Origin of the sequence: Asanoa ishikariensis, from assembly GCF_900107455.1 — a bacterium.
In the GTDB taxonomy this organism is placed as follows: Bacteria; Actinomycetota; Actinomycetes; order Mycobacteriales; family Micromonosporaceae; genus Asanoa; species Asanoa ishikariensis.
This window is the reverse complement of record NZ_FNQB01000004.1, coordinates 1-19,395: the sequence shown is the minus strand read 5'-3', so window position 1 is coordinate 19,395 and position 19,395 is coordinate 1. Positions and strand designations below refer to the sequence as shown.

General features: G+C 66.2%; 16 protein-coding genes and 4 pseudogenes. 10 read left to right on the top strand and 10 right to left on the bottom strand.

What is annotated here, in order from left to right; translation table 11 throughout:
* Positions 1-108 precede the first annotated feature (108 nt).
* Positions 109-1,359, bottom strand: coding sequence for an AlbA family DNA-binding domain-containing protein (locus tag BLV39_RS33010; RefSeq protein ID WP_090800983.1), 1,251 nt, complete (start codon positions 1,357-1,359; stop codon positions 109-111).
* A 1,445-nt stretch (positions 1,360-2,804) separates the two neighbouring features.
* Here BLV39_RS33010 and BLV39_RS33000 point away from each other — a divergent pair.
* Both BLV39_RS33000 and BLV39_RS32995 read left to right on the top strand, forming a co-directional pair.
* Entirely contained in the window at positions 2,805-4,262 is a 1,458-nt protein-coding gene (locus BLV39_RS33000) for a recombinase family protein (RefSeq protein WP_090800979.1), read from the top strand.
* Positions 4,263-4,689: 427 nt separating this feature from the next.
* Entirely contained in the window at positions 4,690-5,475 is a 786-nt protein-coding gene (locus BLV39_RS32995; RefSeq protein ID WP_143049991.1) for a hypothetical protein, read from the top strand.
* Positions 5,476-5,672: 197 nt separating this feature from the next.
* Here BLV39_RS32995 and BLV39_RS43280 read toward each other — a convergent pair whose 3' ends face one another.
* From BLV39_RS43280 to BLV39_RS43270, 4 genes are all read right to left on the bottom strand, one after another.
* Complete coding sequence (locus BLV39_RS43280) at positions 5,673-5,837, bottom strand: hypothetical protein (RefSeq protein ID WP_176985208.1); 165 nt, start codon at positions 5,835-5,837, stop codon at positions 5,673-5,675.
* 12 nt (positions 5,838-5,849) lie between these two features.
* Positions 5,850-6,329 carry a hypothetical protein gene (locus BLV39_RS32990; protein WP_143049990.1) on the bottom strand — a complete coding sequence of 160 codons (480 nt, stop codon included), beginning with the start codon at positions 6,327-6,329 and terminating at the stop codon, positions 5,850-5,852.
* A gap of 487 nt (positions 6,330-6,816) precedes the next feature.
* A complete protein-coding gene (locus tag BLV39_RS43275) occupies positions 6,817-6,990 on the bottom strand; it encodes a hypothetical protein (RefSeq protein ID WP_176985207.1) in 174 nt (57 codons plus the stop codon).
* 615 nt (positions 6,991-7,605) lie between these two features.
* Positions 7,606-7,866, bottom strand: coding sequence for a hypothetical protein (locus BLV39_RS43270; protein ID WP_176985206.1), 261 nt, complete (start codon positions 7,864-7,866; stop codon positions 7,606-7,608).
* A gap of 243 nt (positions 7,867-8,109) precedes the next feature.
* Here BLV39_RS43270 and BLV39_RS32985 point away from each other — a divergent pair, with 243 nt between their 5' ends.
* On the top strand, positions 8,110-8,823 hold the full coding sequence (locus BLV39_RS32985; protein WP_090800972.1) for a hypothetical protein: 714 nt from the start codon (positions 8,110-8,112) through the stop codon (positions 8,821-8,823).
* A gap of 498 nt (positions 8,824-9,321) precedes the next feature.
* Here BLV39_RS32985 and BLV39_RS42585 read toward each other — a convergent pair whose 3' ends face one another.
* Positions 9,322-10,107 carry a hypothetical protein gene (locus BLV39_RS42585; RefSeq protein WP_143049988.1) on the bottom strand — a complete coding sequence of 262 codons (786 nt, stop codon included), beginning with the start codon at positions 10,105-10,107 and terminating at the stop codon, positions 9,322-9,324.
* Between the two features lie 640 nt (positions 10,108-10,747).
* Between BLV39_RS42585 and BLV39_RS43775 the strand changes: the two genes are divergently transcribed.
* From BLV39_RS43775 to BLV39_RS43770, 3 genes and pseudogenes are all read left to right on the top strand, one after another.
* Positions 10,748-11,020 (top strand): hypothetical protein, encoded by a 273-nt coding sequence (locus tag BLV39_RS43775; RefSeq protein ID WP_204082745.1) that lies wholly within the window; start codon positions 10,748-10,750, stop codon positions 11,018-11,020.
* Between the two features lie 735 nt (positions 11,021-11,755).
* Positions 11,756-11,977, top strand: a pseudogene (locus tag BLV39_RS45180) (transposase); the annotation flags it as partial.
* A gap of 34 nt (positions 11,978-12,011) precedes the next feature.
* Entirely contained in the window at positions 12,012-12,239 is a 228-nt protein-coding gene (locus BLV39_RS43770; RefSeq protein ID WP_204082749.1) for a hypothetical protein, read from the top strand.
* A gap of 22 nt (positions 12,240-12,261) precedes the next feature.
* Here the strand turns inward: BLV39_RS43770 and BLV39_RS44460 are convergent.
* A pseudogene (locus tag BLV39_RS44460) lies at positions 12,262-12,606 on the bottom strand (transposase); the annotation flags it as partial.
* A 1,359-nt stretch (positions 12,607-13,965) separates the two neighbouring features.
* On the opposite strand from BLV39_RS44460, the gene BLV39_RS32965 reads away from it, so the two are divergent.
* From BLV39_RS32965 to BLV39_RS32955, 3 genes and pseudogenes are all read left to right on the top strand, one after another.
* Positions 13,966-14,562, top strand: coding sequence for a DUF5317 family protein (locus tag BLV39_RS32965; RefSeq protein WP_090800970.1), 597 nt, complete (start codon positions 13,966-13,968; stop codon positions 14,560-14,562).
* A gap of 709 nt (positions 14,563-15,271) precedes the next feature.
* Positions 15,272-16,138 (top strand): zinc-binding dehydrogenase, encoded by an 867-nt coding sequence (locus BLV39_RS32960; RefSeq protein ID WP_090800968.1) that lies wholly within the window; start codon positions 15,272-15,274, stop codon positions 16,136-16,138.
* A gap of 19 nt (positions 16,139-16,157) precedes the next feature.
* Positions 16,158-16,424 (top strand): annotated as a pseudogene (locus tag BLV39_RS32955) (thiolase family protein); the annotation flags it as partial.
* 207 nt (positions 16,425-16,631) lie between these two features.
* Here BLV39_RS32955 and BLV39_RS43265 read toward each other — a convergent pair.
* The 3 genes from BLV39_RS43265 to BLV39_RS32940 form a co-directional block, all read right to left on the bottom strand.
* Positions 16,632-16,775, bottom strand: coding sequence for a hypothetical protein (locus tag BLV39_RS43265; RefSeq protein WP_176985204.1), 144 nt, complete (start codon positions 16,773-16,775; stop codon positions 16,632-16,634).
* A 22-nt stretch (positions 16,776-16,797) separates the two neighbouring features.
* On the bottom strand, positions 16,798-17,097 hold the full coding sequence (locus BLV39_RS32950) for a hypothetical protein (RefSeq protein ID WP_204082746.1): 300 nt from the start codon (positions 17,095-17,097) through the stop codon (positions 16,798-16,800).
* A gap of 1,061 nt (positions 17,098-18,158) precedes the next feature.
* Positions 18,159-19,007 (bottom strand): hypothetical protein, encoded by an 849-nt coding sequence (locus tag BLV39_RS32940; protein ID WP_090800966.1) that lies wholly within the window; start codon positions 19,005-19,007, stop codon positions 18,159-18,161.
* A 239-nt stretch (positions 19,008-19,246) separates the two neighbouring features.
* On the opposite strand from BLV39_RS32940, the pseudogene BLV39_RS32935 reads away from it, so the two are divergent.
* Positions 19,247-19,395, top strand: a pseudogene (locus BLV39_RS32935) (nucleotide sugar dehydrogenase); the annotation flags it as partial.

Here is a 19,395-nt window from a genome sequence, read left to right as displayed (position 1 = left end):
CAGCCGACGCGGTCGTTGCTTTCTACCCTCGCCGACAGGTCAGCGGAACGGTCCACCGTGGAGACCACGAGCGCGCACCTTGCCGCCAAGCGGGCTTCGAGACGAGCGCTACGCCTCGTTCTGGGGTGCCGGCAGGCGGATCAAGCACACGTCGGAGACTCCGCCTTGGTTCACGCAATCCAGAGCGAGATCGTGAACGTGCCGGTGGAATTCAGGATTGGCCTCAGCGGCGTTCACCGTGGACTCGACCGGTGTGTAGCGATGCAGAGGGATCGAGGTGCGGTCCGAGGCGTAGCCGGAATCGTTCGCCAAGATCATCAGGGGCGAGATCCCGGTCCAACTGATCCCAATCCGAACGTCGTAATCCTCGTTGCCGGTGGCTTCGGCTGTGGCCCGTACGAGCGCCATGAAGTCTGCGACAGCACGCTCAATCCCCCTGCAATCGACCTCCCAGCCCTCGAGGTAGGTGTCGCGGCCAGAGCGATGCGCACCGACCGCTACCGCCAGCGTCACCGAGCCGTCCCAGTGGATGCTGGCCCACGCCTCTCTCCACGCCGCATTAGTGCTGATTGCCGTATTTCTGGCAACCCATCGACGAAGCCCTGGGCAAGGATTCAATCGGTCGACGTTCTCAAGCGGACGATTCCCATCGACTCTTGCGTACGACGGCGTCAGTTCCGCGGCCTCCGAGAACGCCAGCCGGGCGCGATCACGGCTGAGACGTTCGCGACCGTTCGGAACCCTGGGGTGAGCGACGGCGATCAGCCACGCCCGTTTGCCATTGTCCCGGCCGGCAGACGCGTCCGAGAACAGCGCATCCAGCGCCTCAGCGGCGTGCCGTCGCTCCTCGAACCGCGCTCGGTACATCGCCTCGATTTGCCGTTCCTTCATCCACACCGTGTCGGCCCCGTTCCGTACAGGAGCGCCGAAGAACTGATCCTTATAGATGAGGTGCGGCCCATCGACACTGGCGGGGACCTCGATTACGGCGGCCCGCTTGCCGCCGGTCGACAGACGGTGGACCTTCACACCAAACACCGGCGGAGAGATGGCTGTGATCGTGGCGCTCAGTAAGGACCGCTCGTACTTTTCATCAACGTCGCTCACGTCGACGCGCCCGGACGCTGCCTTCTGGACCTCTTCCACGCCGTAGACGATCAATCCGCCGCCGCTGTTCGCCATGGCAGCCACGTCCTTGGGGAAATCCGTCAGCGGCAGGCCCTTCATGGGTGGAAGTTCGCGCTTCCAGTCCAGGTCGTCTGTCTCCATCACACCGGCAGCGACGGCGTCGTCGAGGAGTTGGTCGGTCAACGGTCCCGGCGCCGCCCCGACCGCACGGTGAAGAGCAGTGAAGGTCATGGGCTGGACCTTAGTCGCGCTCGCTCTACGGCCGGGTAGCCAGCTCGCTGCCGTCGGCCAGCACGGCGATGGTGAAGTAGGCGAAGACGTCCTCGGCGACGATTTGAACCTAAGCTTGACCTAGACCCTAGCTGCCCTCGCGTGCCTAACAAAGGTTCGCCAGATGCCCGCCTCGGCTGCTTACCGGCTTGCCTTGCCGTTGACTTTCACCCTTACCTGCCGGACCAAACGCCAGGCCCAACATGGTCCCGGCGATATTCTCGGTGGACCCATGCTGACGACATACTGGAGCAACGTGACTGCCCTACGCGCCTGGCCCCGCCGATGAATTCGGCCGACCAGCGAGGCCCGCTCATCTCCATCCTCACCGCGGGGTCGGTGCTCACCATCCTCGCTGCAATCGCCGCGCTGAGCTGGGTCTATCTAGCCCGCAACGACGACTGGCGCGGATGGGTATTCGCCCTACCGTCCACCACCGGCGTGATCGCAATCATTCTCCTTCGACGCTTGACCCGTCCTACGACCTCCCGCTGATAGATGTGCCCTGCCTCGAGCGCCGGCGATGCAAGCGCCTCGACCAGGGCTACCGTCTCGGCCGCGCCGGCCGGAAGAGCCGCGTGCGCAAGACCACGGAGGCCATCATCGCCGGCGTGACGGCTGGCCGTCGGCGCCGTACACGATCTTGGTCGGGCAATTCGATGTCCACGACCGGCCGTGGTTCGCGAGTCGGTCAACGCCGCTGACCGACGACTAGCGCGTCGAGGTCGGGCCGTTGCTCGAACGCCGCGCCGGCCCGACGCGGAGCAGATCCGGCAGCGGCTGGACGAGCGCGGCCGACTGCCGCCTACACCCACGCCGACCGGCCGGCGTTCGCGTACGGCAGCCTCGGCCGGCAGCATCTCCGCGGCAGCGGCCCTCTCGGCGTCGCCCTACGGGATCGCGTTTTGGAGGGTCGCCGGCCCGTCGCTCCTTCAGTCGAGAACCGGGAGCCGCAGGTCCCACCACAGTTCGAGGCGTTCGCTGTGCGCCCGAGGGCCAGCTTCCACACCCGACACCCGCAGCCGCACGCCTCGGGTCGTGAGGCACGACTCGAACCGGCGCTCTGAGTCGATGTCCAGGCAACCCGAAGTCGGCACACCTTGCTGTTCCCTCCATGGCCGATACGCGCTCACGCTCCGCGCGACTACGAGTTCGTCTACCTACGGTGCGAACTTCGTCAGGCCTGACGGTGACATCAGGCCGTAGTGGGTTCGTGGCCACACCGGTCGCGGGCACTGCCGATGTCGGCCGCTACAAAGCCACGGATCGAGGTAACCGGCATGTCGTCGACCACTCACGTGCCTGCCGCAGGTACCGGCGACAGCCGCTTGGCCTCGTGGCTCTGTCAGACCGCGGCGCGGCCTCGAACTCGCGGCCCGCGCCTTTCGGGAGTACTGGGTCGCGCGTTGCGGTTCGCCTTCTACGGGCGAACGTCAACGGAGCAGTTCCAGGATCCGGTGTCGTCGCGCGAATGGCAGCGTGACAACGCTGTCCAGCTGATCGACGGCCATGGTCAGATCACTGTCGAGTTCTTTGACATCGGCTACTCCCGTGCTCTGCCTTGGCAGCATCGCCCCGCGGCTGCCGCCCTATTACGTTCCGCCGCCCAGCCCGACCGCACCTTCGACGCCGTGGTGATCGGCGAATTCGAACGGGCCTTCACCGCCGGCCACGCGCGCAGCATCACAGCCCAACTCAACGCATACGGGATCAGTGTGTGGCTGGCCGAGCTCGACGGACCGGTCGATCTGAGCGACAGCACCCACCAGGCGGTGCTGCAGCTGCTGGGCCATCAGGCACAACGGGAGGTGCTGCGTGCTCGCCGGCGCACCACCGCGGCAATGGCCGCACAAGTACGCACCCAGGGCCGTCACCTCGGCGGCCGCCCACCGTATGGATACAGGTTGGTCGACGCCGGCCCGCATCCGAACGTGCAGCACGCCCGCTGGGGTCGGCGCTTGCAGCGCCTCGACCTCGACCCAGACACCGCGGCCCACGTGGAGTGGATGTTCGCGCAACGACTCGCCGGGCACAGCACCGCCGGCATCGCCCGCGCCCTCAACGCACGTGGTGTGCCGCCACCATCAGCCCACGATCGGGCCCGAAACCCGCATCGATCCGGCACGGCCTGGACACTGCGGACCGTCGCCTCAATCCTGGCGAACCCGCGCTACACCGGTCGACAGGTATGGAACCGGCAAAGCGTCGACCACCACGAGACCCGACCCGGCGACACAAGCAGACTGTCGCGGGGCGGCAGACCCACCCGCGGCTGGAATCCACGCGACCAATGGGAAATCTCCCCTCCCGGCGCCCACCCAGCCCTGGTCAGCGAAGCCGACTTCCTCCGCGTCCAGCAGGTCACCGCCCTCGCGGCACCCGACGACGGCAACGTCAACCGGTATCAGCTGACGGGCCTCGTCATCTGCGGAATCTGTGGACGTCGCGCCGAAGGTCACTGGGTACACGGCAGGGCGCGTTACCGCTGCAGACATGGCCACACGAGCGCCAACGCCCCACGACCCGACCGACCCAAGACTCTGTACGTACGTGAGGACCACCTTCTCGAGCAGGCCCGCGCCCAGCTATCCCCGCGCGCCGCCGAAAGAGGCGACGGCAGCAACCCCGCCGGGCTCGCCGCGCAGCTACGCGTCCGCGGCATCACGATCGTCTGCACCGCTGTCAGCGTCACGCTCGATATCGGCCTCGACGACCCGAAAGCCGGGTGGGACAACCCAACTTCAGCAGCCGGAGACCAGCGCCAACCGGACCAGCTCACCATTCCCGGCCTGACCATTCCGCAGCCAACGAGAAACCCCCACCGAAGACATCCACGAAACGTGAATACCTTTGGTGGGGGTTAACGTGTCCGAGGGGATGCCAGCCCTCGAAGTCCGCCGATGCGCGCACTTTGAGTACGCATAACCGCATGTTACTCCGCTCGTCGACAACGCCGCAGGCGCCGTCGATGTCCTCGACGGCCGCCGCGTTGCTATCCCGTCAACCCTCGTGCGAACGCGGGTCTGCAAAACGAACGGTGTAGCTCCTGATCGAGGGAGTAGCACCTGATGACGGACATGACGGTCGCAGCGGATACTGCCGCAATGCCAAGAAGAACCGGCCCGCTGATGAGGGCGTGGACGCCGAGCTGGTGGGCCGGCTGGTCGAGCAGGCTCGCGCGTCAGGCCTGGGTGTTAGCAGCCGCGTGGACGGACGTAACCGTGACGCAGTTACCGCACGCCAGGAAGAACTCGCTCGCTGACCTGAAGTCCTGGTGCTTAGGGTGCACAGGTGAAAGATCGCGGCATGCCGAGGGCTCTGTTCGACCAGATCGAGCATCTGACGCGACGGCGTGAAGCCGATGACGGATACACGGTGCATCCCGGCTCTGTCCTGTTTGCCGCGAACGCTGCTTCGACACCCTACGAGGTCGGGCACGGCGTCCACCGTCACCTGGACATCGCGATCGATCATCTGATGGCCATCAAGCTGCTGGCCGTCGACGCCGGCACGATCCCTACCTACGGGGCCTTCACCCTGCTGCGGGCAGCGGTCGAGAACTTCGCCTCGGCCATGTGGCTGCTGCGCGGGGAAGACACCAAGGAACGAGTGCTGCGCGAACTGCAGTTCCAGGCGGCCAACCTGAAGGCGCTCACGATTGCCGAAGCCCTGGCGGCCGCGGCTCAGCAGCGCAGCGCCACGGACGTAGATGGCCGGCTGGATCTGATCCGGCAGGTCGCCGGCCGTAACGGGCTGACGATGCGGGCCGTGGAACGAAGGGCCGACTGGCGAAGAATCGTACAGTCGCTCGGTTTCGGCGCTGGCACAGAAGCCACCGCCGAGTTCCTGTGGAAGACATGCAGCGCGTTCGCGCACGGTGACCCCTGGCCATCGCGGACGTTCCTTGACCACGAAGAGCTGCCGACGTCCACCGACACTGTCGTGGAGCTCCGGGTGACCGCGTCATTGCCGAGCCTGACGCCGATGCTCCAGCTGGCGCTCTCGATGGCGGACCTCGTCCTACGAACCTTCGACGCCATGCGTGTTCCGGCCCGGGATTCCGCCGCGACGCGGTGACTCGCCAGGGACGCTTCGGTGGTCACCCCAACCGACCGCTGGGGTGCTTGGTTGCATGACCGTCCTGCATTGACCTGCGCACTTCGGTCATCTCAGTCGTACAAGCCCGGCGGGCCTGTCCGCCGCCCAATCCGATCCTCCCCACATGCGTGGGGAGGATCGGACCGGGCCACAGCGACTGGTTCGCATCATCTTGGTCAATACGATCGGAGACTGCCGATCAGGACACCGCTGGCGACGATCAGGCCGGCCACATTGGCCAGGGTCGGATTGGCGCGGGCCTGGTGCACGTTCTTGACCAGCACCGCGGTGTTGTACACGACGGTGGCGACCGCGAGCACCGACAGGGTCTGCTTCTTCATCAGGTACTCCTTCTACTTCTTGGTGGACAGGTAGGCGATTCCAAGGACCGCACCGAGCGCGCCGAGCAGCAGCAGCATCTCCCGCTGATCGAGCGTGGAGACGGCGCCGGCTTTGGGTGCGAGAAGGTCGGTCAGGGGCTGCTCGCAGGCCGGGCAGCGGGTGACCGCGAAAAGGTCGGCCCCGGTGATCGGCTTCTTGCAGTTCGGGCAGGTACCGACTCGCTGACCAGCACGATCGGCGAAGTTGGCCAGCGTGGCGAGCTGAGCCCGCGCGGTGACCAGTTCGGCTTCCACGTCGGCCTTCTCGACGGTGACGCGGGCCAGATTCGTTCGTAGGTTGTCGATGGACTTCTCGTCGGCAACCGCTTCAAGCCCACGGCCGAGCAGATCCACCACCGCGCCGGTCAGCTTGGTGCCCCGCTCGCTGGCGTACGCGTCGACCGCTTCCTTCATCGCGGTCGGCACCCGGGCGTAGATCGTCTCAGAACTCATGATGCAGACACTAACAGATCTGCCAGAAAACGCCAGAGATCGCCAGAGGTGCGTGGCGCCCCCGTATCCAAAGTGGCGCTCGACCCAGGTCAGGGTGGTATGCCGCAGCCAGTAGGTCGAGACTCCCCGTTTCGCCACCCACGGCAGTTGCTGACCGACACGACGCCAGAGATGGTCACAGCGACGCCTCGTGATAGCCGGACCGCTACGGAACCGCAGCAGCACATCGGTCGGCAAAACCGCGCCCCAGCAGCCCGCGTGCTCCGCCAGGACGGTGGCGAGGTCGAGGGTGATTGGTTGCCATCGCTCGGTCCCACCTTTCTCACGAAGACGGACCACTCCGCGGTCGGCCTCGGGGTCCATCAGCCGCAGGCCTAAAGCGCCGCCGCGGCGGCAGGCCGTCTCGGTGCGAAGGCGACGGACGAGGGCGTCCAGGATTACGCCGTTGCCACTGGACCGTGCAGCAAGGTTGATCTCGGCGAGTTCGTCAGACGTGAGGGCGCGGCGGGTGCTGGGCAGACGTCGCGGTTTGGCGACCCTTGTGGGCGGGACTCGCGCCGAGCTCGATGAGGCCGTCGGCGATCGCGCGGTTGTAGAGGGTGCGAACGGCCGCGATGACGTGTTCGCCGGCGTGCCGTCCGCCGCGGGCGAACATCGGCACCGGCGGACGCTCGTCTCGTCCGGCTCGTCGAGAGGTGAGTGGTGCGGTGCCCGGCTGGTCCCCCACCGGCCGGGCTCCGCAAGTCTTCCAGGCTCGCGCCCGGCTTGTCGCTGTCGCGCTCGCCCGGGGTCTCCGGCTCGGCCGGCGCGTCCGGGACCGGGTCGATCGCCGACAGGGTAGCGACGGAAGCCACCGCGGCCGCGAGGACGACCTGGTCCTGCTCGGACAGTTCCGGAAGGGCGGCGATCGAGCGTCTACACGTCCGCGGCGATCCGGTCCTGGGCGCCGCAGATCACGGCCTTGACGTCGGCCACGGCCTGTGTCAGGTCCTCAAGGGTGGCCATTCTCTTCCCCAACCGGGTCACGATCATCATCAGTGTGGCGATGTTCGGTGAGAGGCGGTCGAGCCGAGAGCGGACGCCGAAACGCAACCGACATCGCACCAGATGAGGCGACGCCAGCGGATCTATTCGTACGCCGCCATGTCGGCAGAGACTTGCGAACGTACTCCTTGGCTTCGTCTTTGCGGTCCTCGCTCGACGCGGTGGCTGGGACTAACCCGGCGCCGGGCGGCCGAGGAGCACCTGCGAGAGCCGTGCGGATCGATGTGCTCGGTCAGCGTTCTTGCATCGGCACGCCGACGCGTTTGAGGAAATCGGCTGTTCTGAGTCTGAATTCGGCTGGAACGGCCATACCGAGAAGACGTCGGGCCCGGGTGGCTGCTACGTAAAGCACACGTATGGCTTCGCTGGAGAGGTTTTCGGCGCCGAGCCACTCTTCCATGGTCGCTGCGGCTTTGCTATTACCTTCCGCGCGCCTTCCTTTCGTACCTTTAGAAAGGAGCACAAGAACAGCCTCCGCTTCATCGCCCTTCACTTGATGGACAGTGCTAATTCGCGGGAGCCCGGTGGTTGCAGGATGCGAGTCGGGCAGTGACGCAAGTTTCCGGGCGGAAGTTAACGACTTTTTGGCTGGTGTTACGAGTTTGGTGTTTGTTCGGCTCGGCGCCGATGCGAGCCGTCGTTCTGGACTCCTCGACCCGACTCGCCATTCGGCGCTGACCTGCGCAACAGCGAGGTCGGCGTGCACGGCCAGCCGTGGGGACCGGACGAGCCCACGATGGCCTTCGAGATGGCCCGCCTCAGCATTTTCGCGATCGACGACTTCCTGACCAGCATCGACAAGCTCCTGGCACCGCCATTACCGCCGCTGCCTATATACGGCCAGGAGGTCCTCGCCCGTTCGGTGCTGGAAAGTGCTGGGTTCGCGTACTGGCTGGTGGACCCCCAGATCACCGTGCGTCAGCGAGTCGCGCGAACGTATCTCCACTTCTGGGAGGCCGCCAGCACTGCAGTCAAGAACGCAGCTGCGGTCGGCTCCGCCCAAAGCATCGCGGGCGCGCAGGCGCATCTCGCATCGATACTCACAAGGGTGGACGACCTAGGGCTGGGACACCGCAAGACCAAGGGAAAGACGACCATCGGCGGAGAACAGCTGCCAAGCAAGACCGACCGAGTCGCGGCCGTCCTCGCCGGCCCAGTGCGGGGCGAACATGCGATCGTCTACTCGTTGTACTCCGGGGTCGCGCATGGCGAGATGACCGGGATTCTGAGCCGCCGCCTCCATCCGCCAGCCAGCGGCACCGACCCAGTCATGACCATCACGCCCCGGCAGCTGCTCGGCAACGTCGAACTCGCGGCGGTCGCATTCGGGCAGCTGCAGGAACGGCTGTGCCACGGCGGGATGGGGAGCAGCCCGCGCGAAGTGGCGAATCATCTCTGGGAGCACAACGTCGGACGCCGCTTGCAGGCCATCCGCAGCCGACTAATCTGACCCCGCCTATCGGAGCGGTCGTACTCGCCACCGGGCAAAGCCCGCGCCCCTCACCTCGTCGCATACGCGACGCGCGCGTGCTCGTCGGCGAGTTTCACGGTCACCCCTGGCCGCGCACGAACCCACCGCCACGATGTCCCATGCGCTCCGCTGCGCGTTTCAAGGCACCAAGGTAGGGCTCGAGCCTGTGCGCGATTGCCTCAGCCTCGCCGCGGGGTCGTCGATGAACAGGGCGTCGAAGGTGCCCGAGGAGGCGTCGCCGAACGGCACCGGCCCAGCGGAGGCGGCGGCTGGCGCGCTGGAGGTGCACGAGCCCGGCGACCTGTCGGGCCAGCTCGGCGCTCTACGTGGCGTAGGCGACGCGCAGGAACGGGCGTCTCTGGAAGGGCCGCATTCTGCAAGTCCCCAGACCTCGACAACCCTTAGCGCCATACCAATGAGGCATCGCGAAACGGCGATTTGTGCCCGCTGAACTGATGCGCGCTCGGCCGACCCAACCTAGTCCCGCGCGTCTTCACGGGGTCGCTCGGGCACGCGCTCGCTGGTAGTTGGACCTCTATCTTGGCCGTCGCGAGTCGCAGCTGCCGACGCCGGAATTGACCCGGTGCGCACCACCTGCGTGCGATGGAGGTTGCGGATCCGCATGTCGAGCCGGAACCGCCAAACCCATACGCGGGAACGGACACGATCGAGCCGTAGCCAATGCGCGATCAACTCGGCGACGAGAACCGAGGCGGGTCGTGGCCTATCGGCCCGTTGTTGCCGCAGGCCACCGTTCGGCCATACCGTCCACTGCTGACCGCCTGCGTCCACAAACGTGCATCTAACCGAGATCGTCCAAGCGCGTGCATTAGACGCAGGGCCGCCTTTGGCCGCCGCAATCAGCCGCGCAGCCCTCCCCGGGATCGTAGCCATCTGTGACTTCATTTCTCCCGGAGCAAGGCGCGCCATGGGCAAGTAGTAGTCCTCGCCACGCCAGAGCCGCTCCGACTCATGATCCCCCGCCCAGAGGTCCGACGGAATGAGCACAAAAACCCCGTAGATGGGTGCGGAGCTGAAATTGGTGACTTCCCAATCCAGCTTGAGTCCGCGCACCCGAGGCACGATCGTCACGAGCTTGGCCTGGGAGCGCGATGCTTCGACGACATCATCGCGCCTCGCCTTGACCTCGTGTCGGAGTAACCGTCCGGTTAGGACGATGGCAACCAGCGACGTCACGGCCGCGCCAAGACTAGCCCAGCCTTGCATCCAGTCGGCGACGTTCGGCGCGTCCGCAGCGATCACGGCGCCAGCGTAGGGCAATCGGACAAATGCCCGAGACGGGTAACGGACAAGTGCGCACACGCGGGATCGGGTCTACGGTCCGGGCCCGGAGGCTCGGATCGCGCCGCCCGACCGCGAGCGCAAGGTCTGGCGGGTCGACGCCAAGGACGGAGGCCGCGTCGACGTGCGCCGGCTGGTCGGACCCTCGACCGCAGGCATGCCGCTGACCAAGGTCACCACGATGGACGGCCTCGGTACCTGGCCCGTCAACGCGGGGCATCAACCCGGACCAGCTGCACCCGGCGTGATCGCTGGCGGCAGGAGTCATCCCGCGGTGGGCGCCGCGCCTCTCCACTTCCGCCATCGTCGTAGCCTTGGGAGCGCCCCGAATAGGGCACTGCCGCCGAGCTGGCCGCCCCGCTCGGCGGCGACGTCGCACCGGCATGGTCCGCCGCTGGCGCGCCCGCGATGCCCCCCATCCGGTGCGACGGCCGGACGGCTTGTCCGGCTGGGGACGACCTGCCCCTGTTCATGGAGCAGGGAATTGAGTCCGCCCGCCGTTTTATGGAATCCAGCCTGTCAAGTGGCGCGGCAAAGGTCCTATCGGTCGATATGTGCTGGACAGCTGGGTCGAGGGCCGAGAGACTCAAGCGTTGTGAACATGGGGATTTCCGGTTTCGAGCCATCCTTCCTGGTCGGGGTCGACGCGGTTCGACAGGCGCACGGATTGCGCCTGGCGGGACTCATCGGCAAACGACTGACGCGGTTTGCGCTGGTGCGGTTCGCCGAGGATGGGGACTGGTTGGCAGACTGCCCGGTGGTACTGGACTTCGACGGTGTCCGGGTAGAAATCTGCCACTGGAAGTTCGACGAACTTTCGATCGGCTGGGACACAATTGACACCGCGGCGAGCATCGCGCTGGGAGTGGTTTGAGCTCACGCCCCAGTGGTCTCGCGACGATGAGCGTCTCGAATCGTTTCTCGGTCAGGAACTGGGCGAGGTCGCACTCCTCGAATGGGCGGCCGTCAGACCGAGACCTGGCGGCTGGAACGGTGGCAGTGGAGTTCGTCTTCGCCAGCGACTGCTTGCGGATCGTTAACGGCCCCGACGAGAACCGGATCGAGGTCGGTGCGGCCCACCCGGACTATGTCCGACACAGGCTTGACCGGTGAGTACTGGCATCGTGGGGGTCAGGGTTTCGAGTCCCTTCGCCCCACCCAATGTTTGCGCAGGTCAGAGACAGAATCCATCGACGGAAGTCGGTGGATTCAGATCTTATGCTCACACGCTTGCTCACACGTCGCCCCACACTCACCTCGCGGGGCACCCTGCCACCCACCGCGGGACCCGTCGCATCGCAACGCTTTCCGGCTAGCAAGAAGGCGCCGTCAGATTCCACCGAGAATGTGGGGCGCAAGATTGCGTTGATTTAGCCGATCTCGGTTCGTGCTCCCGAACTCGACTGGGCAACCACGTCGGTGGGACCCGTCGACCTGTGACCGGATCCGCTACCGACGCGGCGCCCCGTCTGGGTCGAGCTGGCGACCGCGAACGGCCCTGTTCGGACTCTTGGGGCGCGTGCACCGGGCGCCGCTCAGCAGACCAGGGAGGCTAGGTAGCCGCCGAGCGTGTTTGCGACGCCTCTAAGAGCGTGTTTGAGAATGTCTCATGTGGTCGGTGTGGCGCCATGACATCGACCGTCGCGGCGGGCAGGCTGCCGCGGTGTCGTCATCCCGTCGTGGTTACCCGTCCGATCTGACCGATGCGCAGTGGGCGTTGATCGAGCCGCTGCTACCGGAACTGGCCACCGAGGGCCGGCGGGAGAAGCATCCGCGGCGGGAGGTCGTCAACGGGATCCTGTACGTGGTGCGGTCGGGTTGCCCGTGGCGGTACCTGCCCGGCGGATCTGCCGCCTCGGCAGACGGTGTATTGGTACTTCACCCGCTGGGAGCAGGCCGGCGTCACAGTGGACCTGCTGGCCGCGTTGCGGGCCGAAGCCCGCGCGGTGCAGGGTCGCGGACCGGAGCCGTCGGCCGGGCTCATCGACTACCAGAGCGTCAAAGGCGCCGACACAGTCGGTCTGGACACGCGCGGCTACGACGCCGGGAAGAAGGCATCCGATGCGGAAGTGCTGTCAAGCAGCGGCAGGTAGTCGTTGGTTTGGGGGCGGTGTGGAAGGCGACGCTTTCGCTGAAGGTTAGGCAATTGTTGAGGCAGTGATGAAGGCACCCGATCATGCGGTTGAAGAGGTTGCGTTGGGCGGCGGTGTGGTGGTCGCCGGCTTGCCGTCGGCGGTCGTAGTGGGCCCTGGCGCCGGTGGAGTGGGTGAGGGCAGCGAAGGCCCAGACATAGCCGACGGCGGCGAGCCTCTGGTTCTTGACGCGGCGAGCGATTACGGCCCGGCTCTTGCCGGAGGCGCGGGTGACAGGGGCTGCCCCGGCGCAGGCCTCGAGACCTCTCGCGTCAGCGAAGCGTGATCGGTCGTCGCCGATTTCGGCGAGGACACGAGCGCCGCTGAGGTGCTGTTCGCGCCGTTTCCGCGGCCCCTACCGGACATGCGCGGCACCCCATTACACGATCAAGTCCAAGTTGATCATCGATCGACAACAGGTGCCTACGGATGCCTCACGACACGTCGGAGTTGGCGTCGTTACCGCGGCTTACGGCGGCGCTTGGCCAGCCATGTTGGACTCGGTGCTTCGACTTGGGCCTGGTGGAAGCGGGCATCAGCCGCGCTTGTCCTGACTCGTGGCGTGGCGGGCGTACACGGCGATCGCGTGGTGGCTGCTATCCAAGCTGGACCGTGGCACGTGCGGTCGGCTCGCCGGGCGGGGACTCGAGCACGGAGACCCTCGCCGTTTCAGGTTGCGTAGGATGGACGGGCAAGGTGCGCTATTGGCGGACGGCCACCGCACGATCCTCGGCTGTTCTCACGAACCGTCGCGCGGTGGCCGCTCTCGCCTACGCCACGCCATGGGCGCAGCGGGTGCTGGTGCAGTTCGTTATCGGTTGCTCCGACTCCAGCGGCTGCACGAGGTCGGTACGCCACTCATTCGGCGCGGGCCAGGCGGCCGGATCGGGTGCGACGGTGAGGTCAATCCAGTGATAGATCCCCTACGCAGGACCAGCTGCCTCCCGGCCGGCGTCGTTGACACCCGACCGCAGCCGCTCGTACGCCTCGCCGAGTCCTTCGTGCGATCCGAAGTGGACAACGAACGCGACCGAACCCCCGGGTAGCTCGCCTCCGCTGACCTGCCCGGCCCCCTCGGTCACGGTGCTGACCGGGACGCCTACCTCGACATCGGCCTTGGCGTCGTTGAAGGTGTGGTAACGAACAGCAATGCAGCGCCGGGATCACCCAAACGCCCGGTACGCGCCGCCGGGCTAGGAGAAACGGGGGATCCCTAGGCCGGCGGCTGCCCTGTACCCGGAGCACCCTGGCCAGCCAAAGGTAGGCCGCGACTCAACAGGTTCGTCACGGGTTTGCCATCGCCGCAGGCAGGACGCGAGAAACGGCGCCGCCGCCGATGAGTTGCCCAAGGTCGCCGTACCCCAACTCCGATCTCGCCCGTCGACAATATGCCATCGATAAATCATCGAACGACCATAAACTTGCTCGAGCGCGGGCGGACCACCGAGTAATTCGTTGACCGCGATTGACATAAGCGGGGCCCTCCCCCAGGATCCTCCTGTCAGAGGTCGTCGGCGTTGCGTGGCGGCCACCGGGAAAGCATTACAATAGGAAGGTAAATTCAATGCGTGCGAAGCTCAGGATCGCATTGGCCATCACGGCGCTCGCTTCGTTGCTCTACACGGTGGGAGCGCCGTTCGAGCACGGTGGCTGAACGCGGCGAAGGTAATCTTCGGCACAGACGTCGATGACAAAACTGGTCCTGTTCGCCGGGCCGATCATTGCCGGCGTCGTCGTCGGTCGCCTCCTCGGCGGCCGGATCGGATCCCTCGCGCGTTGGCGAATCCGGGGGCTCTGGTTGGTGCTCCTTGCCGCGACGGCGCAGGCCGTCATTCGCGTTCCGCTTATCGACGGACTCGCCGCGGCACCGGCTCAATTGTGGGTTACAGGTGTGAGCTTTGCGGCGGTCGGCTTGGCACTCGCATTAAATATCCCGGGGCGCCCTAGTCATATCCGGGTGGGGATCTGGCTAGCGTTGACCGGTGGGGCGCTCAACGGTGTAGTGATCGCGGCCAACGGGCACATGCCTGTCTCAGGCGCTGGGCTTCGCGCCGTCGGCATCGACACCGCTGCCGTATCGGGCGAACCCCGCTACGCGATTCTGAGTTCCCAGACGCGACTCGCCGCACTCGGAGACACGTTGCCGATCGGGCCGCTTCACGTCGTAGTCAGCATCGGTGACCTGTTCATCGTCATCGCCACACTGCTCCTGATCGCCGGCATGATGCGCCGGCTTGGCGATGACCGAAGGAGCTGGAAAGCAGGCGGAAATCGTTCGCCCTAAGGACCCGAGCCGGGCGCCGCTCCGTTGGCCGAGCGAACCAATGGCGAACCGGTGAGAATTTAGGGATGTTCGCTGTCAACCTTGCCTAGCCTAGCCTCGGCCCTTTGTTAAGGTTAGCTGTGGTTCATGATCAAAAATGAGGAACGCCTGCCTGTCTGGGATGATCTGGCTTGTCGAAGGCGCTGATCGCCCAGCGTGGAAGGCTCTTACCGAGTGCAGGTTACCGGAGCACGTCCGAAGGTTGTAGTCCTCGATGCCGCATGGCTGACCGCCGCGCCCACCGGGATTCGTGCCAGCGAGGCCGCGACCCTGCCGGCCAACGGCCTCGCCGCTGTCTGGGCCCTCGGACTCCGAAGCGATACCTGCAACCCAACGACAAGCTGTCTTCGACGATCGAAGGCATCGGCACGATGCGGAGGCTGTTCGTGGAGCGCACATCGACAGGCGGAGCCAAGTCCACGACCTTGTCCGGCTGACCCTTACAGCACCCGACGCACAAGAGATGCGGCGGCAACGGCAATCAGCAATGCGAGATCCCCCGACTGTCAGCCCCGACGTGACGCCAGCGTCGTCAAGCGAGCAAGGTCAGGGCTGCGACACGCCACAATGGAGATTCACAATGATCCGAGCACTCGTGGCCGATCCCACGATAGCTTTGACGATGCGCCTGACCATGGTTCCTGAGCCAGTACCCCGCCAAGGACAAGTCGTGATCGAGGTGCACCACGCGTCGCTTAACCACGGCGATCTAAATGACGCGCGCTCAGGGCGCATCCCCCCCGGCGGGGTGCTCGGATCAGACATCGCCGGGGTGGTCGTGCGGGCGGCCACGGACGGCACGGGACCGCGAGAGGGGGTCCGTGTCGTCGCACTTGCCCAAGGCGCCTTCGCGGAGCGAGTCGCCGTCGACGCCGCCTCTGTGGCGACAGTTCCGGCGTCGGTCGACCTTTCCGTCGCGGCGGCCCTGCCGGTGGCGGGACTTGCGCCCCTTCGCACGCTGCGAGCTTGCGGTTCGCTGCTTGGCAAGCGGGTCCTCGTCACCGGCGCCTCCGGCGGCGTGGGGAGCTTCGCCATACAGTTGGCCGCCGCGGCCGGCGCCCACGTAATCGCGTCGGTCGGCTCTGTCGAGAGGGGAGCGGGCCCACGCGAAGCCGGTGCTGACGAGGTGGTGGTCGGGCTCAAGGGGATCGACACGCCGGTCGATGTTGTGCTCGACAACGTCGGCGGTCCACAACTAGTTCAGGCGTGGAGCCTTCTGGCGCCCGGCGGCAGCCTCCAAAGCATCGGTTGGACCTCGGGTGAACCGGCCGTCTTCGCGCCGTATGCGACGGTCGGACCGCAGAAGGCGCTGAGCTCGTACCTGACAACCGGCGATGCGGGCAGCGACTTGCAGACGCTCGTTCACCTCGTGGAGACCCGTGTCCTAACGGTCCGTATCGGTTGGCGCGGATCCTGGGACCGATTTGCGGAGGCGACCGAAGCGATGCGCCAGCGCCGCGTCAACGGCAAGGCGGTGCTCGACGTGGCTACACCGGGCTCGATGCGAACAGCACAGTATTCAGACGAGACCGCGTAGACGTGTCGACAGGGAAGTGATGAAGAGTTTTCGGCAAGGGTGGAGCCGCCGAACGCCGCACGACACGACCGCACCTGAGGCAGTCATCGTGGCTGCCGTGCGCTCGCCCATCGGCCGTGCGGCGAAGGGTTCACTCACGGAACTACGCCCCGATGACCTCGCCACGGAGATGGTGCATGCGGCGCTCGAACAGGTGCCGCAACTCGACCCGGCAGAAATCGATGATCTGCTACTCGGCTGCGGCGAGCCTTACGACGAACATGGCGCAAACATGGCGCGTCGCGTGATGTGTGCATCACGATGGGGGGACAGCGGAGAACATCGCGACCCAGCGTGGAATTTCGCGACGCCAGCAGGACGAGTACGCGGTTCGTAGCCGATGTGCGTGCGTTGGGCACGAAGGTCACGGGACTCGATCGCTTTGACTTCGCCTGATTGCGCACCACGCCGGAGCCGTGGCCGTTCCGCACGAAGCGGCCGGGCTCTGCCCTTTCTAAGCGCTGGTACGAGTGATCCAGACCTGCCTCGTCGGGTCCGCGTTCACCCACCGGAGCATGTCGTCGGAGAGGTGACGCAGCAGGTGCGGATCGAACTCGTCGGTCGGCGCGCCGAAAGCGCCATGGACGATGGCCAGCACCCGCCACAGCAGTCCTGTCCCGCTACGCGGCGCGGGGAAAGTCCTTTCGCTTGATTTTGGCTCGGCGGCCATCCGGGTGGTGAAACACGATGCCCTCGGCTAGATGGCCGGGGGCGAACCGGCTCTCCAACGCGGCTAGATACGCCCGCAGTCCGGTGTAGCTGCGCGGGGCATCCGGCAGGACGGGCACGTGCAGGTTAAATGGCACACACCTATGTTCCTCCAAGCCCAGCGGGTTGCCCTGGATACGAGGGCCGAGCGCCTCGCATGGGTGCTCGCCGTCCGCCCAGTCGGACACGTCGGTGTTGCTGGCGGCGACCATGATCCACTTGTCCTCGGCGCCATGCTCGTCGGTGTCGACGTACCAGCCATCGACGATGCCCTGCTGTTAGCAGGCGACCACCTGCTCCTGGGGGATGAGCAGCGGCGCCACCAGCGGCCCGAGCTCCTGCGGCGGCGCGGGGTGCAGCTTGAAGACGGTACCGTTCGCAAAGTCGATCATGGGCGGGAAGTCTGCTCGAACAGGTTCGGTGGCGCCAGCGCTGAACGTCTCGAGGAAACGGGCCGATCCGGCACCCGGGACGGTCCGGGTGCCGGGTCGGAGCGGGCTAGCGGTTCGGTCGCGGCAACGGGCGGGTCGATCCCGAACCGTCCGCGTACGACGTGTGCCGGGTGATCGGCGCCCATGCCCGCACCTCGTCCGACGGAGGACTGGAGCTCGGCAGTGACGGTCAAGCGGATCTGCGGTCTTGGGCTCCACCCGCGGGTTCGCCGGGAATGCGGGCTCCCTCAGGATCCGCCAGGGCGTAATAGCACGAGCCTGCCTTCCGATCATATGTGGATAGCATCTCGTGACCGCGCCGAACCTCGTGACGGTGGCTTCGACCCGCTCGCCGCGCCGTTCGAGGACGGCGACGTGAAGGCTCGTCGCGCTGGCGTACATGAGCATCGCGGACCGGGACCATGTCAAGAACAGCAGGCCCGTTCGGGAAGGCAGCCGTGAGAGGTCTTGCACGAAAATGGCCGCCACCATGGCGAGGGAAAGCAGGCTCAGGCCTGGCACGAAGTCGTCGTCCGCCCGGATCCATGTGGTCGCACTCAGTGCGCCGCCAAAGTGCTGACGCGGCTGTGAACACGCCTAGATAAGCCAGACCGAGCCGATTCGCCGGCCGGAGAGCACGAACAGACACGGGCTAGAGTGTGCACGCCGGTGATATAGCGCCAGTACGATCCGGTGAGGGACAGCGAGCCATAGAGCATCTCGAGGTGGCCATTGTGAACGGACGCTCGCAGCGGTTGCCGACTTACTTGTCCCCAGGGGCGCGGCTTAGTCGCCGACGTGATGCTGGCCGGTAGGCGGTCGTTGGGATGTGTCCGCCACCTCTAGGCCGGCTGCAGCCAACCGGTCAGCATGACGACGCCTGGGCCATATCGGGCCTCCACCTCCGCGCGGCGGGCGTCCGAGGCAACATAGACATCCGCGACGACTTGGTTGGTCGGTAGTGCCACGCGTGCGCTGAGGATGCCCGGCACGACCGATAGTTCGGCAGCGATTCGGTTGAGTTCGACGGTAGAGCGGGCCGCATGCGATACGCACAGCGCGCCACCCCAGATTGCGCGTAGCCGAGCCTCTGGCGCGGCCAAGTCGCCGGTAAAGCGGACGTTTAGCACGAGTCTGCGTGGGTCGTTGGTGCCGCCGTTCTGGTCGATCCAGTTTCCGGCCGCGCCGGGTGCCGCGTCGGCTAGCAGGGCCGCCTCCTTGTACGCGTTGACCGTGGCCTTCGCCTCGTCGACGACCCGCCAGCCGCCGGGCGGCGGCGGACAAGGGGTAATGAGGTTCGGCTTGGGACTCGGCCGTTGAATGGTTGGCGATTGCGGCGGCTCGACAAGCGTGAGGCGTTCGCCGTCGAAGGTCGCCACGATCTCGAAGGAGCCCCAGCGGGTCTCGGCTTGGTCCTCGTGGTCGAGGCCGTCCCAGGACCAGCCGACGATGTCGAGACCACCGCACTGGGGTAGCAATGAGTCCGGGGCCTCACCACGGCACAGCCGCGGGCCGTGCTCGCCGTTCTCCAACACGGTCCCGCTGACGCGGTAGCGGCCCGGATAGCTCGCCGGCGCGGCCGACTCGCCGTCCGGCTCCGACCCGACGGGATCAGCGGCGGGTTCGGCGCAGCCGGCCAGAGGTGTGATGAACAGACCGGCGAGAAGGAGTACGAGCAGGCTTGGTCTCATACCTGCTGCGACGTACCCGCGGCCGAATCGGTTCCGTCAGAACGACTCGGCCCTCATCTGGGTGTCGGACCCCTTGCCAGACGCATGCTTCACAAGGGGATGACGCCTGCGGCGATGGCCCAACGTCGCTTCGAAGTCGCCTCGAGCAGGTCTTCACCAGGCAGACCGTCAGCCATGCGGCCCCGGCGCCACCAGGAAATCTAAAGGTGGTGCGTGGTTCTGCGGTGTAGGCCTCCGCAGTGCTGCGCAGCACCGTCTATCCGGGCGTCACCGCACTGACGGAGAAACTGCTGGCCGGCAAGGGTGTCGCGGTCGACGTGGCGTTCTGCCCCGAGCGGATCGCCGAGGGCAAGGCGATGACCGAGCTCTTCGAGCTTCCGCAGATCGT